The organism is Mucilaginibacter gossypii (assembly GCF_017569325.2).
Lineage (GTDB): Bacteria > Bacteroidota > Bacteroidia > Sphingobacteriales > Sphingobacteriaceae > Mucilaginibacter > Mucilaginibacter gossypii.
Genome location: NZ_CP071878.2, coordinates 2,164,604 through 2,180,979, shown reverse-complemented (window position 1 = coordinate 2,180,979; position 16,376 = coordinate 2,164,604). Strand labels below are relative to the sequence as shown.

The window sequence follows — 16,376 nt, the reverse complement described above, 5'->3', positions numbered from 1 at the left end:
ATAAGCATTTAGGTAAGCCAGTCATGCAAGATCAGCTACCAATTCTCAATTTGCCTCTATTTGTCAGTTTTGTTAAATAAATAGGTATTCCCCTTTTGTATTAAAGTGAAACGTCTTTTATCCGGTTCAAATTGAAAGGTGGCGTCGGCAGAAGCATAAACAAATTTATTGTCACCTTTGGCTTCCATGGGAAATGCACTTTGACCCGAGGCTTGCGCAAACAGCGTGATGTCTTTTTTTGTTATAGTAATTTTCAAGGGTATTTGTGTACTGGAATATTCCCCGACATATTTATCAAGTTCAGCTGAGTTTAATGTAATTGTTTTAAACTCTGGAATAGTAAACGACTTATTAAAATATATATTCAATGCTCCCATGACTACATCATTATATGAGTATCGTGTTCCATTGGAAGTGTAAGCTATTGCTATCTTCTCTTTCGGTAAATATAAAAGCAAACTTAAAAACCCGTCGATGCCTCCGGAATGTCCATAGCCTTTTATATCATAAAAAGGCATAGCAAACATGGCCATACCATAACTGTCCCTCATCGTTGTCATTAGCTCTAAGTTGGCGGCACTAATAAGTTTGCCCTCAAAAAGTGCATTTATAAATTTAACCAGATCGGCGGGCGTAGAAACAATAGCACCGGCACCGCCCGGAATGCTCATATCTGTTTCCGGCATTTGTGTCCACTGTCCTTGGTAAATGTAGGAGTATGCTTCGTTTTTGGTTGAATTGGCTTTAGTGCCGTAATAAGTTTGTGTCAGGCCTATTTTTGAAGTGACGCGTTTCTTTAATTCTTCGCCATACGTTTTACCTGTCAATTTTTCAATAATATAACCCAGTAATACAAAGTTAGTATTGCTGTATTCGGCCTTTAAATCCGGTTCAAAATCGGATTTTTGTCTGCTAAAGATGGCAATCATTTCAGCTTCAGACTTAGGGCTGCCCATATAAGTGGAATAAAGCGAGTCGCTCGTAAAATTATGAAGCCCGCTACGGTGGCCAAGCATTTCCCTTATATTGATCTTACTTGCATTGGGAAGTTGTGGGAAATAACGTGCCAAAGGTGTTTCAAAGCTAAGCTTACCTTCATCTATCAACTGAAAGATCATAACAGCAGTAAACATCTTAGTGATAGAGCCTACCCGGTATTTTGTATCAATGGTAGCAGGTGTTTTTGCCCCTTTGTTTATTTGGCTAAAACCGATAGCGTTTTGATAAACCAACACTCCATTCGCGGATATGGCGATATTGCCCATGCTTTGGTCATTCTTATTCAGCGCTACAAAAAAGCTGTCTAACTTGGCTTTATTGAAAGTTTGTGCTTGAGTGTAACCTTGTAAAATAAGAAAAAGCAAGAAGCGATACGCTTTTTTTTGAATCATTGTGAAAATGTTTAGACAATTAAAGATAGAATTTATAGAGATATAACGAACAAGGTTAACATCGCATTTTTACAATAAATAAAAAACTATGATCTTTCGCCTTGAAGCTTCTACTTTAATCTGATAGACAAGGGGGGAAGCTTTTCAAAATTCAATTTTGTTAGCAGGTGAACTAAATTTATTGAATTTGAAGCCATAAAAAAAGTTGCCAATAAAATTGAGAACTTGCCTAAAAAAGTGATCCCAAAAGTACGGATGTCGAACACATTTATTAATGACGTAAAGAAAATTGTGGCGCTGAAAGAGCAAATGTAAGCTTGGCTAAAAAGAGCAATTACAAGTTGGTTGGACAAATAGAAGTAACATATTTTGCAGTTTTTGTTAAATTTACGTTACATTCGTTATTCAAACCAATTATGTCCCCCATACGGATGCTTATTGATCAGCAGTTAATTGCGTTGTTAAAAAACGATGACCGGGACGCTTTTGCCGAAATTTATAAACGGTACTGGACAATAATGTACATGCATGCGCTAAAAATGATCCGGGATCAGGATGATGCCAGAGACACCGTGCAGGAGGTATTTACTGCGTTATGGATCAAAAGACAATCAATAAGCCCGGATGCCAACTTAGCCGGTTTTCTTTTCATCTCAACAAAAAATAAGGTGTTAGACCTGATAGCCCGAAATCGGGTGAAGTCCGATTACCTCGATTCGCTGGCCGCGTTTGCCGGTGACCACAACAATCAAACATTGGGACGTATAGAGGAAAAGGAAATCATGGCTGCTCTGGATAGAGAAATAGCATTACTGCCCCCGAAAATGAAGCAGATATTTGAAATGCGGATCTATCGGCATTGTACTTATAAAGAAATAGCCGATGAGTTAAACTTATCCGACAAAACTGTAAAAAAACAGATCAGTAATGCGATTAAGGTAATGCGACCCAGGCTCCAGCATCTTTCAGTAATTGTTTTGATTTTATCGGGTTTATAAAATTTTAATTTTTTTTCATTTCTTCTACTACTTCCCTCCAGGCTGGCCGTTTCATAAATAATAGCTCCAGTAAACCATGACCAGGGAACAAGCACAGAAATTATTAAACAAATATCAGCTCGGCAGCTGCACGCCAGAAGAGCAACAACTTCTTGATCATTGGTATTTAAGTGAAGCGGCTAAGCAACCCGTACGGGATGAGCCTTCCGATCCGCTTACAGATGAGAAACTGATATGGGACAGGATTGCTAAAGAAATTCCTGAAGCAACGCAAACCAGGCGCTTTAAAAAATGGTATTCAATTGCCGCGGCGGCAGCCATACTTATTTTCATCTCGTTTGGGGCCTGGTTTTTTACGAAATCTCATCAAACCGCTAAGCAGCTGGCCCAACAATCTCCTATCCAAAATGATGTTTTACCGGGTGGTAATAAAGCTGTTCTTACGCTTGCTAATGGCAGGCAAATTATACTGACCGGAGCCCGTAACGGTGCCCTCGCTGTGCAGGGAAAAGTGGCAATTAACAAAACAACTGATGGACAGATTGTTTACAATTCGTCGAGGAGTTCGGCATCAGACATCGCCGCGAAGCCTATTTATAACACAATGACTACTCCCCGTGGCGGTCAGTACTGGGTTGTTTTGCCCGATGGTAGTAAAGCGCTGCTAAACGCAGCTTCTTCGTTAACCTATCCAACAAACTTCGGTGGTGCTGAGCGTAAGGTAGAGCTTACCGGCGAAGCTTATTTTGAGGTGGCTCATAATCCTGACAAACCATTCAGGGTTTACAGCAAATCGCAAATAGTAGAGGTGTTGGGTACGCATTTTAATATCAATACTTATGATGATGAACCTGACATTAGAACAACCCTACTTGAAGGGAAGGTAAAAGTAACGTCAGTTGTCAAAAATCAGATCAGGGTTTTAAAACCAGGTCAGCAGGCTGTTTTAAATCCCTATTCATTTAATGTAAATGATGTTGATGTGGAGGATGCAACAGCCTGGAAAAACGGCACTTTTACATTTGAAAACAATGATATACAACAGATCATGCGCATGGTTTCAAGGTGGTATGATGTGGATGTAGTATATAAAGGCAGCCTGCCTGCCGATAAATTTACCGGTTTTGTATCCAGGTTCAGCAACGTTTCTGAAGTGTTACGCATGCTGCAGCTTACCCATAAAGTAAAGTTTAAAATGGACGGAAAACAAATAACAGTATCAGAATAAACTTACCCTGTCAAACTAACCAGAATAATTACCTAAAAACCGAAAGAAGTATGAGCAGAACATTACAAACTTAATCATCACAGTTGGGTGCTCAAAAAAAAACGTGAAAGTGTACCACCACTTTCACGTCAAGAGTTTGAGTTAACCCACTAATCTGTCCGCCGGTCTAGCGCATAGAAAAAATTATTGGTCAATAAATCTTGTTTTAACCCAAACTATTCAAAAGTATGAAAATATCTGCTTTTAACATAGGTGTGCCCAAATTACGCATACCCCAAAAGTTATTATTGGTTGTGAAAATAACTACCCTTGTCCTTTTAGTTGCAATAATGCAAGTCAGCGCTTCGTCCTATGCGCAAAGGATAAATCTTTCTGAAAATAATGTGTCATTAAAAAAGCTTTTTAATGAGATCAGAAAGCAAAGCGGCTACAACTTTATTTTTACCGAAGGTATGATTAAGGACACCAGGCCGGTTGACATACATGTTAGCAATGCCTCCATTGGCGACGTTCTTGATAAAGTGTTTAATGGTCAGCCTCTTTCCTATACGATAAGTAATAATACCATAGTAATTAAAAAAAAGGAAGAGGCCTTTATTCCAATAACCATTACGGGTACTGTTAAAGACGAAAAAGGACAGCCTTTGCCCGGTGTTACCGTAGCTGTAGACGGATCGGTTAACGTTACCTCTACCGATAATAACGGTAAATACAATATTAAGGCGGATAGTAAACAAATACTGGTGTTCTCTTTTATTGGTTATAAAACGGTAAAACGAATTATCAATAATGAACAGCTGATTGATATTTCGTTAGAGCCGCTCCCTAAGGATTTGACAGAGGTGGTTGTAGTAGGGTACGGCACTCAAAAAAGAGAGAATATTACGGCTGCCATTTCAACCCTCAAAGGGCAGGATATTGCACAAAAACCGGTTGCCAGCTTAAGCAACAGTTTAACAGGCCGGGTTGCCGGGGTGATTATTACGCAGGGTAATGGCGAGCCCGGGCAGGACGGTGCAAGTATTCATATAAGGGGCATCGGTACCACGGGTAACAATGCGCCGTTAATTGTGGTTGATGGTGTTTACCGCAGCTTCGAATCGCTTGATCCGAATAGCATTGAATCGTTCACGGTTTTAAAAGATGCCGCGGCTGTTGCTCCCTATGGTTTGGCCGGAGCTAACGGAGTAATACTTATTACAACTAAAAAAGGTAAATCGGGGAAGCCCACATTGTCCTATAACAGTTATGTAGGCTTTCAAAACCCTACCAGGATCACATCCATGGTAAACTCTTACCAATATGCGCTGATGCAAAATGAGGCCGCGCAGAATGAAAACAGTGCCAATATACCTTATTCACAGGCCGATTTAGCAGGTTATTTGAAAACCGTTAACAAAGAGAGCGGTGCCGACATTGACAAATATCCGAGCAGTAATGGTTTAAAAGATCTTATTTTAAAAAACAGGATTTTAACATCACACAATATTCAACTTTCGGGCGGTACGGATAAAGTGCATTATTATGCAGGTTTCGGTTATATTCATCAGCAGGGACAATGGTCGTCCACGGCCATGAACAGGTACAATTTAATTGCTAAAATTGACGCCCAGGCTACCAATACCACCAACGTTTCGCTGAATATCAACAGCTATGTAAAAGACCTAAATTATCCGGGGACTTCGGCAGGGAATATCATGTACCAGGCATTCCGTAATCCGCCAACCTTTGCCGTTAAATATTCAAACGGGTTATATGGAGGTTATCAGAACCGGAGCTTGCTTGGAGAAGTTTATGATACCGGTTATGACAGGGAAGTGTCGACACAGTCATATACCACTTTAACTATCGATCAGAAATTACCTTTAAAAGGCTTAAGTATTAAGGGGGCAGTAAGCTATGATCCTTATTCCGACTATGAAAAAAACTGGCAAAAGCCGGCTACTTATTACTCCGTAAATACAAGCACAACACCATATACATTCTCAAAAGCGCAGGATGGCCAATCTAACCCTTTGTTAATTATTCAAAATAATTTTAGTTCTTCCTTAACTTACCAGGGATATCTTAACTACCATAATAAGTTTGGAAAAAGTGATGTCGCATTTCAGGGTGTAGCAGAGTACAGGACTGTTAATAGCCGTACGCAAAGGGACGAAAGGGATAACTATAATCTGGATATTGACGAACTTGATGCGGGCAGCGCAATCAGCACCGATGCTAAAAACAGTGGATCATCAAGTGAGCAAAAACAGGTAGGGTACGTTTACCACGCTACTTATAATTATGACGGTAAATATGTTGCAGAAGCCATCGGACGCTATGACGGGCATTATTATTTTGCTCCGGGGCACCGCTATGGCTTTTTTCCAACTTTTGGCCTGTCGTGGAACCTTTCAGAGGAAAAATTTATCAAAAACCGCTATAACTGGGTTGATTTCCTGAAGCTGCGTGCGTCCTACGGCCAGTCGGGTAACCTGGCAGGAGGCCCCTTTCAATATTTAAGTGCTTATCAGTTAGGCCAGGGGGCCGTTTTTACTTCATCGGGTACACCGAAGGCAACGCAAGGAGTTTATGAAAGCGGACAGCCTAATCCTAACATTACCTGGGAGCGGCAAAAGCAGCTGGACATCGGTATTGAAGGAGCGCTATGGCAAGGTAAGCTAACTTTTGATATTGATTATTTTCATCAGAAGCGAAACAATATGCTGGTTACAAGGCAGATAACTGCTCCTTCAGAGTATGGTATTAGCTTGTCGCAGGAAAATTACGGTATTATGAGCAATCAGGGGATCGATTTAACCCTGGGATCGTCGCAAACGCTTTCAAACGGGATGCGTATCGGCGTTAAAGCTATATTGAGTTATGCGAAAAATAAATTGCTGCGTGTTGACGAATTGGCCACATCTTATAATAACTTAAATACCCGCCAAACAGGCAGGGCGTTGGGTACGCCATTTGGTTATGTTGCACTTGGATATTTTACCGCTGATGATTTTAATGCCAACGGAACGCTGAAAGCTGGTATCCCAACACAACCCTGGGGCGTAGTACATCCCGGAGACATCAGGTATGCCGATTTAAACAACGATGGCAAGATAACCACAGATAACAGCGACCAAAAGGTCATCGGTAACCCCTCAACACCCGAAGTGCAGTTTAGCCTGGCGCCGAATTTTTCATGGAAAGGATTTGATATCGACCTGTTGTTTCAGGGAGCTACCAAAAGCAGTATCCAAATAGGTGGTACCATAGCTTATCCTTTTGATATCGCTTCTTCGGCAACAACATTACAATTTAATGATCACTGGACACCAGCCAATACCAGTGCGCTTTATCCCCGTTTAACGAGTGCCCCGGTGCCTAATAATCAACAGTATTCATCGTGGTTTATGCGCAATGATACCTATGTGAGGCTTAAAAGTACAGAGATAGGGTATACTATTCCTATGAAAATACTACAAAAAATTAAGATCCAGTCTGTACGGTTTTATGTAGCTGGGCAGAATTTATGGACCTGGACACCCTATATGAAGGAAGTAATGGACCCTGAAGCTCAATCAACCAACGGACAATATTATTTCCAGCAACAGGTGATATCGTTTGGAACCAACATAACCTTTTAATTAACCACTAATCGTAAAGAAATGAATCATATAAAGAAATTTTATGGCTTAGCTTTAATAGCTGTGCTCCTGAGCGCTTTGGCGGGATGTAAAAAGGACCTGCTTAGCGTTACGCCCAAAAATCAGTTGTCGGATGCTACGGTTTTTGGTACCGAAAGTAATGCCGATATATTTTTAAATAATGTTTATACCGATCTGCCACATCTGAATAATGAAACCGAATTGCTCGATCAGTTCAGCGATAATTCATATGTAGGCGCAGAGTGGTTTGATGCCCGGCAAATGATTTACACAGGTGCAATAGCACCCAATAATATGCCCGTAGGCCCCTGGGGTATGTGGCGATGGGCAAGGGGGACAAATTCCAATAATGATGGTGCCGGCAATTATGAGTTTATACGAGCTTGCAACCTGTTTATTCAAAAGGTCACCGCGTCAAATTTTTCAGCTGATTTTAAAAAGCAGAAGTTGGCCGAGGCACGTTTTTTAAGAGCATTCTTTTATCAGTACTTATATATAGCCTACGGAGGAGTACCTATTATTACCGATGTGCTTAATAACACCACCCAGGGCGATGAAATTTACCGGCCCCGTAATACATCTGCCGAAACCGTTAAATTTATTACAGATGAATTAACCGCCGCAGCAGCAGACCTGCCGCTTACCACCAGCGAGTACGGCAGGGCCACAAAGGGAGCAGCGCTTACATTAAAAGCATGGGTGCAACTTTATGATGCCAGCCCGTTACACAATTCGGGTACCGCTGATGCCGTTGGTGATGCAGGCAAATGGGCACAGGCTGCAGCTGCTTACAAGCAGGTGATGGATTTAGGCGTTTACAGTTTACTTAACGATTTTGGTGCTGTTTGGCTACCTGCCAGCAATAATAGCCCCGAATCAATTTTCGCTATGCAGATGACCGGAGCACAAAATGGAGGCGGAAGGCGTGAGGGCCTTTACGGACCCGTGGTTGTGCATGGCGCAGTTGAAACCTGGGGTAACTTTGAGCCCACCCAGGAATTGGTTGACGAGTTTTCGATGGATAATGGTAAAGCCATAAATGAGCCTGGTTCGGGCTATAACCCGCAAAATCCATATGTAAAACGCGAAAAACGCTTTTATCAAAGTATCGTTTACGATGGTGCACCCTGGCAGGGCGATACCATTTATACCAGGGTAGGTATCGGCAGTCCGAACGAGATAGACCTCAACTCAACCCGCGGAGATATTAGCAATACCGGCTACTATGCCCGTAAAACACTTGATGAAAGTATAAAAGGTAACGATAACCTGAATTGCAGCTGCGGGTTAGAAAACTATATGTTTTTCCGTTATGCCGAAGTACTGCTTGGCTATGCCGAAGCACAAAACGAGGCTGTAGGTCCCGATGCATCAGTATTGGATGCTGTTAACAAAGTACGTACCCGCGGTGGTAACCTGCCAACAGTACAGGCCACATATGGCAATGTAAGCCAACAGCAAATGAGGCAGATCATCCATCGTGAGCGCAGGGTTGAGTTTGCTTTTGAAGATAAACGCTGGTGGGATGTTTTGCGCTGGAAAATAGCGTCAAAAGTTTTAAACGGGCCCACACATGGTATGCTGATCACTAAGAAAAATGGTGTCTGGAACTATGACCCTACCGCAGTTGTGGTTACAAAGCAGTGGAACGATAAGATGTACTTTATGCCGGTACCGCAGGTTGCTATTGATAAAAACCCAAAAATGAAAGCCCAGAATGGAGGCCCGGATAACTGGGTTAACGGGCAAAACCCGGGTTATTAAACAATGATTTGTAGAATTTTTTAAAAATCTTAAGACACAGATTATGAAAAGATTAATCAAATACCATATTTACTTTGGGCTGGTTTTAATAATATTTGTTTCCGCCTGTAAAAAAGAAAAAGCATTGTCCACAACGGTTTACATGCCCGCTGGTAAGGCAATAGTGAGTCAAACATTTGATATAACCGATACGATCCCGTATTCGGCAAGTTTGGTAGGGGCAGATTACCCAACACTCACAACAATGGCGGCTAATAATATCAATGTGACCTTTAAGGCCGATCTTTCATTAATAGCGGCTTTTAATGCAGCTAATCATACTAATTACAGCGCTTTGCCGGCAGACAATTTTAGCTTTGACGCTACAGCAACTATTGCCAAAGGTCAGTCTGCAACCGGCTCCTTAAAGCTTATCATTAAGAATGGTGATAAATTGGGTGCTTTTTCAAGTTTTCTTTTACCTATCCGTATAGATCAGGCAAATGGCGGCAGTATAAGTAATGTACAAAAGGTAACTTACTTTGTGGTTACCCGCTCGCCATCACTGGCAAACCTGGTACCATTTGACAGATCAAAATGGAGTATTGCCGGCTTCTCAACCCAGGAACCCGCTGAAGGTAGTGGAAATGGGCTTGGTATAGATGCGATTGACGGCGATTTGGGTTCTTACTGGCAATCTAAATGGTCGGGTGGCGAGCCGGGGCCACCGCATTACATCTCCGTAGATATGGGGGAGATGAAGGATGTACACGCCATTTCTATAGTCGACAGGGACTTCAGCGGTGACTGGGCCATTAATGGTCACGGCCAGCCCAAGGCTATGACCGTGTCTGTAAGTACTGACGGTACCAACTGGACAGATAACGGAACTTTCCAGGTGCCTATTGTTGAACCACAGGCTGAGATCCGTTTTTTTCTGCCGCAATTTCTTCAGGCACGATATTTCAGGATAACAGTTACCGATGTTTGGGGGAGTAACAGTACCAACATAGCCGAAATATATGCCTTGTAATAATTAATGCCGCCAAATGTACTTGTCCGTTATCACAAACGGACAAGTACTGCCTGTTGCTCAGTTAACAGCCAGGTAGTTATACCGGCAGGATTACAAAAAACAATAAATATGATCACTACTAACATGAGAAAGCTGGTATACGCCAGACTACGGATAGCTATTGCTTTGTGTTTTATTTTGAGCACGAAGCTGGTAGCCCAGACGGCCGAAACAATAATTAATATTAACGGAAATGATAAAGGCCGCATCTTTGACGGTATAGGCGGAGTTAGCGGCGGAGGCGGAACATCACGCCTGTTAATAGACTACCCCTTGCAGCAGCAAAATCAGATCCTTGATTTTCTATTTAAACCTAATTTGGGAGCATCCTTACATATTTTGAAAGTTGAGATAGGCAGCGATGTAAATACCACTAATGGTGCTGAAGCCAGCCATATGCGTACACCCGGCGACCAGAATTATAACAGGGGATATGAATGGTGGTTAATGAAACAGGCAAAACTGCGTAACCCCCAAATAAAACTGTATGCCCTTGAATGGGGCGCACCGGGCTGGTTTAAAGGAGGGTTTTGGTCTGATGACAACATTAGCTATATTATTAATTGGCTTAGACACGCCAAAACTGATCATGGGCTTACTATCGACTATTTAGGTGGATGGAATGAGCGTGGCTATAATAAAGAATGGTACCGGAAGCTAAAAGCGGCGCTGGATAAAAACGGATTGCAAACAATGATAGTGGCCGACGACGGTGGCGGCTGGAGCGTTGCAAAGGATTTGGCAACTGATTCTGCATTCAGTTCTGCAGTATCCATTGTCGGCCAGCATTATCCCTGTAATGATAATGGAAAAGGTACAGGGTGTACCAGTAGCGCCGAAGCCCAAAACCTGAATAAACCACCCTGGGCCAGCGAACACGGAACAAATAATTATAACGAAGGCGCAACCGCTATTGCCAGAAGCTACAACCGGGGATATATAGAAGGTAAAATGACTGCTTATATTAACTGGGCTGTTATAGCTGCATGGTATTCAACCTTACCTCATGCAGGTGAAGGATTGATGCTGGCCGACGAGCCCTGGAGCGGTCGTTTTACAGTTGGTAAAAGCATTTGGGCTGTGGCCCATACAGCACAGTTTGCTAAGCCCGGATGGCAGTATATTGATAACGCCTGCGGTTATTTAAAAGGCAACGGTACTTATGTAACGCTGAAAAACGGGGCTGATTACAGCATTATCGCCGAAACGATGGATGCTAATAACAGTCAGACCATTACCTTTAAACCTGTTGGTGGCTTGTTTAATGGAACAATACATGTATGGCGTACCCACCTTAATTCAACAGATGAAAAGGAGTATTTCGTTAAACAACAGGACATAAACCCGCTAAACGGGGTATTTACGATAACGCTTGAACCCGGTAACATTTATACATTTACTACTACTACAGGGCAGTATAAGGGCGTCGTTATTCAACGGCCGGAGGCTATTTTTAAACTTCCTTATGCGGATAATTTTAATAACTACGCTAATGACGTTATACCCAAATACTTTTCGACCCTTAACGGGGCCTTTGAAATAGCTGATGCAGGCGGTGGCCGAAAAGGGAAATGTTTGCAGCAGCAGGCTATACAAGCACCAATCCCCTGGCTTAATAAACCCATGGAACCCTTTACCATCATGGGGGACCCGCAGTGGAAAAATTATAAAGTATCTATTGATGTATTGATAGGAAAATCCGGTTCGGTCGAATTATTAGGCCGTATCAATCAACAACCTATGAATTGGCGGTATGTTAGTGCACGGGGCTATCACCTTAAAGTTCAGCGTTCGGGCAAGTGGGTGTTTTATTACCAAAAACCTGATCCTAAAGATTCGGCAGTTAATATGCCACCGGTTAATAAAATACTGGCGTCCGGCTTCCTGAACTTCAGGGGTAATAAATGGCATAACCTGGCATTAAGCTTCATGGATAATCATATTGAAGTGTTTGTTGATAAAAAAAGACTGGCATCGCTAAATGACAATCAATCAAGCGGGGGCCAGATCGGCCTTTATGTAAGCTCATGGCGCAAGGCGCAGTTTGATAACTTATTAATTAAACCATAAACATTCCATGCAATTTATACAGCTGCAAAATCAGCTTTCAATGCTCGTTGATAACGCAAGAAATATCATTTGTCGACATATAATAAATACAAGCTTGTTTAATCTTATTTATATGGATTTCAAACAATTAGTTACTCAAATAAGAAGGTCTTTTAGCTTAATTGCTATGGCCTTCGTTTTAATCTCCCCGGCGGTTAATGCACAAACAGGCCCGGTTCCCGTAGGCCCTGTACCCAATGCCCGGCAAATTGAATGGTACCATCGCGAAATAATAGCTTTCTTTCATTTCGGGATGAATACGTTTGCGAATGTTAACGAAGGCGATGGAACCGCGAGCCCCCAATTATTTAACCCTACAGCATTAAACTGTAACCAATGGACAAGCGTACTTAAAGGAGCCGGGATTACAACAGCCATTTTCGTTGCCAAGCATGCCGATGGTTTTTGCAACTGGCCAACAGCGCATACCAATTATTCGGTAAAAAACAGCCCGTGGAAAGATGGTAAAGGGGATGTTGTAAGAGAATTTACTGAGGCCTGTAAAGCTGCGGGGATAAAAGCGGCAATCTATTTAGGCCCGCATGACAGGCACGATTCAAGATACGGAACACCCGATTACAGCGACTATTATGCAAATCAGTTATCGGAACTGCTAAGAAACTATGGCCTCATTTGGGAAATATGGTGGGATGGGGCAGGTGCTGATCAAATTACGTCAACTTTTTATGATCGATGGGCTGATACCGTACGCAAATTGCAGCCCAATTGTGTTGTTTTTGGAACTAAAAACTCATATCGCTATGCCGACTGCCGCTGGATGGGCAACGAATCGGGGTTATCAGGGGATCCATGCTGGTCAACGATTAATCCGGTTTCTATCAAAGAGGAAGCAGCTCATATAACCCAATTAAACCATGGCGAAGTTGACGGCACAGCATATGTACCGGCCGAGGTAGACGTTTCCATTCGCCCAAGCTGGTTTTATCATGAAGAAGAAGATGCGCATGTTAAAAACGTTACTGCCTTATGGGATCTTTACTTCAATTCCGTTGGTCACAATAGTGTGCTGTTATTGAATTTCCCACCCGATAAGAGGGGATTGATTCCTGCCATAGATTCGGTAAGGGCCGATAGCTTGCGCCGTTTAATTGACGGTACATTTAAAAACAATTTGGCGGCAGGTGCAACTATTAAATCGCTTCATCCGCGTGGCGGCAAGTACAAACCGGTTAATATGGTTGATAATAATGAAAGTACTTATTATGCTACAAGTGATCAAGCGACCACAGATACCATAACTTTCAGCCTTGGCAAAAAAAAGATTTTTGACGTATTGATGTTACAGGAGGTCATCGAACTGGGACATCGTACAACGGGCTGGTCTGTAGATTACTCATCTGACGGAAAAAACTGGACACCTATTCCGGAAGCAGCCGGAAAACAATCCATAGGATATAAATGGCTTGTTAAATTTAAGCCGGTAACAGCGTCAAAAGTCAGATTGAAAGTCATCTCGGGTAAGGCTTGCTTGGCAATTCATACTTTTGGTATTTATAAGGAGCAAATGGCGACGCCTGACTAAAAGTTGATTAGCGATAAAGATGATAATCGATGCAATAAAAGTGACAGATTAACCACAGTTTTCGAACTTTTTTCTTGAGGATCTGAAGAAATTGGCCTTGTTGTAAAATGATCCAAAATGCAATTACTGGAGCCGGAGGGAGCTCAATCGAACCCTTAATCCTGCTACTGATGTAAGCGGCGGCTTTGAAGAGCGCGGGGTCATGATACAAATGCTATTATGCGATCAATCTGAAATTATTACGGAGTGTTCTGGTACCAAACCTTATGGTACGTGTATTATATTGTAAAGCAATATAGTTACTTATGCATACATATTGCTTTAATACGAGCATTATTATAAACCAATGCGATTATAACCGCTAAAATTAAATCCTTATGAAAAAACTTTTTATAGCTTGTTGGCTGTTCATTTTTGTTGCGCATAATGTTTTTGCACAAAAAGAGCTGTCCCGCAATGAACGTATGAAATGGTGGCGGGAGGCCCGTTTCGGCATGTTTATACATTGGGGCGATTATGCCGGGCTGGCCGGTATGTATAAAGGATACGAGATAGGGCACGGTGGCGAATGGATCATGAACAGGGGCAAGATTCCGATAGCCGAGTACCAGCAGTTTGCAAAAAAATTTAACCCCGTAAAATACAACCCGGATGCCTGGGTAAAACTGGCCAAGGAAGCCGGTATGAAGTATATTGTAATTACAGCTAAACACCACGACGGCTTTGCCATGTTTAAATCAAATGCCAGCAAATGGAATATTGCAGATGCCACCTCTTATGGTAAGGATGTTTTAAAGCCCTTAGCGGCGGCGTGCAAAAAGTATGGCATTAAATTAGGGTTTTACTATTCGCAAGCACAAGACTGGAATAACCCGGGTGGTGCGGCAGCGCGTAAATTAAGCAGCGAAGGTTGGCCGAACCCCGACTCAGCCAAGATTGATGCTTATACCCTTGAACATAATGGCCATTGGGATCCTGCTCAAACTTCGGCAACAATGGCTGATTATATTGATCGGGTTGCTGTTCCGCAGGTAAAAGAGCTGTTAACCAATTATGGTGATATCGCCGTATTTTGGTGGGATACACCTACAAACATGACTGATGAGTTTGCCCAAAAATTGCATGACCTGTTAAAATTACAGCCCAACATTATCACTAACGACCGGCTTAAGCGTCCAAACTTCGCGGGTGATTACAAAACACCAGAGCAAAAAATACCCAACCTGAGCGAGCTTGATGGAAAAGATTGGGAAACCTGCATGACTATGAATGGTACCTGGGGGTATAAAAGCTATGATCATAAATGGAAAACTCCTGAAACGTTAATTCACAACCTCATTGATATTGCATCAAAAGGGGGGAATTACCTGTTAAATATTGGTCCCAATGCCGAAGGCGAATTTCCGCAGGAAAGTATAACCACTTTGAGAAAGATGGGTGAATGGATGAAGGTAAACAGCGAAGCAATATACGCTACCCAGGCAAGTCCACTTCAGCCCTTAAGCTGGGGCAGATGTACCCTTAAACCAAACGTTAAAAATACCACCTTGTATTTCTCCGTATTTAACTGGCCTTCGGACGGAAAGTTGGTTATTCCCGGTCTCAAAAATGAAGTTTTAAGCGCTAAAATGCTTGCCGGAAATACAGCATTAAAAGCTGCGCTATCAAGTGAAGGCCTGATTATAAATGTCCCTGATAAAGCCATGGATAGCATTGCTACCGTAATAAAGGTAGAGGTAAAAGGGGAGATAAGCAGACAGGGTACTAACCCAACCGGTACAATGAAAACAGGTGCGCTTGATTAACAATTGAAACAAAGATCAACTATGTTTTTAAAAAAATCTTTGATTATAGGATTGCTATTTATGAGCAACCTGCTTAAAGCACAAGTTGTTTTAAAAGCAGACGGAAGTGACGATGCATATCAGCAAATATCTCGTGTATTGGGTGGCGATGCCTGTGAAGTTCCTGATTGTGCCCATCATGTTAAACATATTACAGAAGCCTTCGATAAGCAGTTAGATGAATATGTTTTTGTCTTTCACAGCCATGTTAAAGAAGATAATGATCGCTGCCGGAATTACGACAGGGTGCGGGTAGAAATCAAAACATATGGCCCATCCGCAGTTAAATTAAAGGGAGAGCGGGGTGAAAGGGTTATTTACAAATGGAAGTTTAAAATAGACAGCGGTTTTAAAGCGCAGCCAACGTTTACGCATATCCACCAGATAAAAGCGGGTGATGGAGATGCCGGAGCTCCCATTATAACTTTTACACCCCGGTTTGGTGAGCCTGATAAGTTTGAAATAATTCATACAGGTTCGGCAAAAGGAACTTCGCAAGGGGTTTTAGTCAGCGTTAACCTGGTCGATTTTAAAGGCAACTGGGTTGAAGTGACAGAGACGCTTCATTATGATAGCGTTGGAACTTACAATGTTGAAATCAAACGGATTGCAGATAATAAGATACTGCTCAGCTATGTCAATACCAATATTGACCTGTGGCGAAAAGATACTTCATTTTGCAGGCCGAAATGGGGCGTATACCGGAGCTTGAAAAGCCCTGCTTACATTAGGGACGAAGATGTAATGTTTGCCGACATTTCTATCGGGGAACAAAACTGACAGTTTTTTAACACATAG

General features: G+C 42.2%; 10 protein-coding genes. 9 read left to right on the top strand and 1 reads right to left on the bottom strand.

The genetic code is table 11. The features are described from left to right. Positions 1-56 precede the first annotated feature (56 nt). Entirely contained in the window at positions 57-1,391 is a 1,335-nt protein-coding gene (locus tag J3L18_RS09165; RefSeq protein ID WP_129570250.1) for a serine hydrolase domain-containing protein, read from the bottom strand. A gap of 416 nt (positions 1,392-1,807) precedes the next feature. On the opposite strand from J3L18_RS09165, the gene J3L18_RS09160 reads away from it, so the two are divergent. The 9 genes from J3L18_RS09160 to J3L18_RS09120 all read left to right on the top strand — a co-directional run bounded on the left by J3L18_RS09160 (position 1,808) and on the right by J3L18_RS09120 (position 16,358). Then, positions 1,808-2,389: an RNA polymerase sigma factor gene (locus J3L18_RS09160; protein WP_129570249.1), complete on the top strand. Its 582-nt coding sequence runs from the start codon at positions 1,808-1,810 to the stop codon at positions 2,387-2,389. Positions 2,390-2,465: 76 nt separating this feature from the next. Beyond that, on the top strand, positions 2,466-3,617 hold the full coding sequence (locus J3L18_RS09155; RefSeq protein WP_129570248.1) for a FecR family protein: 1,152 nt from the start codon (positions 2,466-2,468) through the stop codon (positions 3,615-3,617). Positions 3,618-3,844: 227 nt separating this feature from the next. Next, positions 3,845-7,243, top strand: coding sequence for a TonB-dependent receptor (locus J3L18_RS09150; protein ID WP_129570247.1), 3,399 nt, complete (start codon positions 3,845-3,847; stop codon positions 7,241-7,243). A gap of 21 nt (positions 7,244-7,264) precedes the next feature. Beyond that, a complete protein-coding gene (locus J3L18_RS09145; RefSeq protein WP_129570246.1) occupies positions 7,265-9,028 on the top strand; it encodes a RagB/SusD family nutrient uptake outer membrane protein in 1,764 nt (587 codons plus the stop codon). A 43-nt stretch (positions 9,029-9,071) separates the two neighbouring features. Beyond that, positions 9,072-10,040: a BT_3987 domain-containing protein gene (locus tag J3L18_RS09140; protein WP_129570245.1), complete on the top strand. Its 969-nt coding sequence runs from the start codon at positions 9,072-9,074 to the stop codon at positions 10,038-10,040. Positions 10,041-10,151: 111 nt separating this feature from the next. Then, complete coding sequence (locus tag J3L18_RS09135) at positions 10,152-12,152, top strand: galactocerebrosidase (RefSeq protein WP_189549298.1); 2,001 nt, start codon at positions 10,152-10,154, stop codon at positions 12,150-12,152. 166 nt (positions 12,153-12,318) lie between these two features. Next, complete coding sequence (locus J3L18_RS09130) at positions 12,319-13,734, top strand: alpha-L-fucosidase (RefSeq protein WP_129570243.1); 1,416 nt, start codon at positions 12,319-12,321, stop codon at positions 13,732-13,734. 377 nt (positions 13,735-14,111) lie between these two features. After that, entirely contained in the window at positions 14,112-15,539 is a 1,428-nt protein-coding gene (locus J3L18_RS09125) for an alpha-L-fucosidase (protein WP_129570242.1), read from the top strand. Positions 15,540-15,599: 60 nt separating this feature from the next. Beyond that, positions 15,600-16,358, top strand: coding sequence for a hypothetical protein (locus tag J3L18_RS09120; RefSeq protein ID WP_129570241.1), 759 nt, complete (start codon positions 15,600-15,602; stop codon positions 16,356-16,358). Positions 16,359-16,376 lie beyond the last annotated feature (18 nt).

Excerpts from the sequence above, each read along its gene's own strand:
- J3L18_RS09140 (WP_129570245.1), top strand. The coding sequence starts at position 9,072 with ATGAAAAGATTAATCAAATACCATATTTACTTTGGGCTGGTTTTAATA.
- J3L18_RS09125 (WP_129570242.1), top strand. The coding sequence starts at position 14,112 with ATGAAAAAACTTTTTATAGCTTGTTGGCTGTTCATTTTTGTTGCGCAT.
- J3L18_RS09155 (WP_129570248.1), top strand. The coding sequence starts at position 2,466 with ATGACCAGGGAACAAGCACAGAAATTATTAAACAAATATCAGCTCGGC.
- J3L18_RS09160 (WP_129570249.1), top strand. The coding sequence starts at position 1,808 with ATGTCCCCCATACGGATGCTTATTGATCAGCAGTTAATTGCGTTGTTA.
- J3L18_RS09145 (WP_129570246.1), top strand. The coding sequence starts at position 7,265 with ATGAATCATATAAAGAAATTTTATGGCTTAGCTTTAATAGCTGTGCTC.
- J3L18_RS09135 (WP_189549298.1), top strand. The coding sequence starts at position 10,152 with ATGATCACTACTAACATGAGAAAGCTGGTATACGCCAGACTACGGATA.
- J3L18_RS09150 (WP_129570247.1), top strand. The coding sequence starts at position 3,845 with ATGAAAATATCTGCTTTTAACATAGGTGTGCCCAAATTACGCATACCC.
- J3L18_RS09120 (WP_129570241.1), top strand. The coding sequence starts at position 15,600 with ATGAGCAACCTGCTTAAAGCACAAGTTGTTTTAAAAGCAGACGGAAGT.
- J3L18_RS09165 (WP_129570250.1), bottom strand. The coding sequence starts at position 1,391 with ATGATTCAAAAAAAAGCGTATCGCTTCTTGCTTTTTCTTATTTTACAA.
- J3L18_RS09130 (WP_129570243.1), top strand. The coding sequence starts at position 12,319 with ATGGCCTTCGTTTTAATCTCCCCGGCGGTTAATGCACAAACAGGCCCG.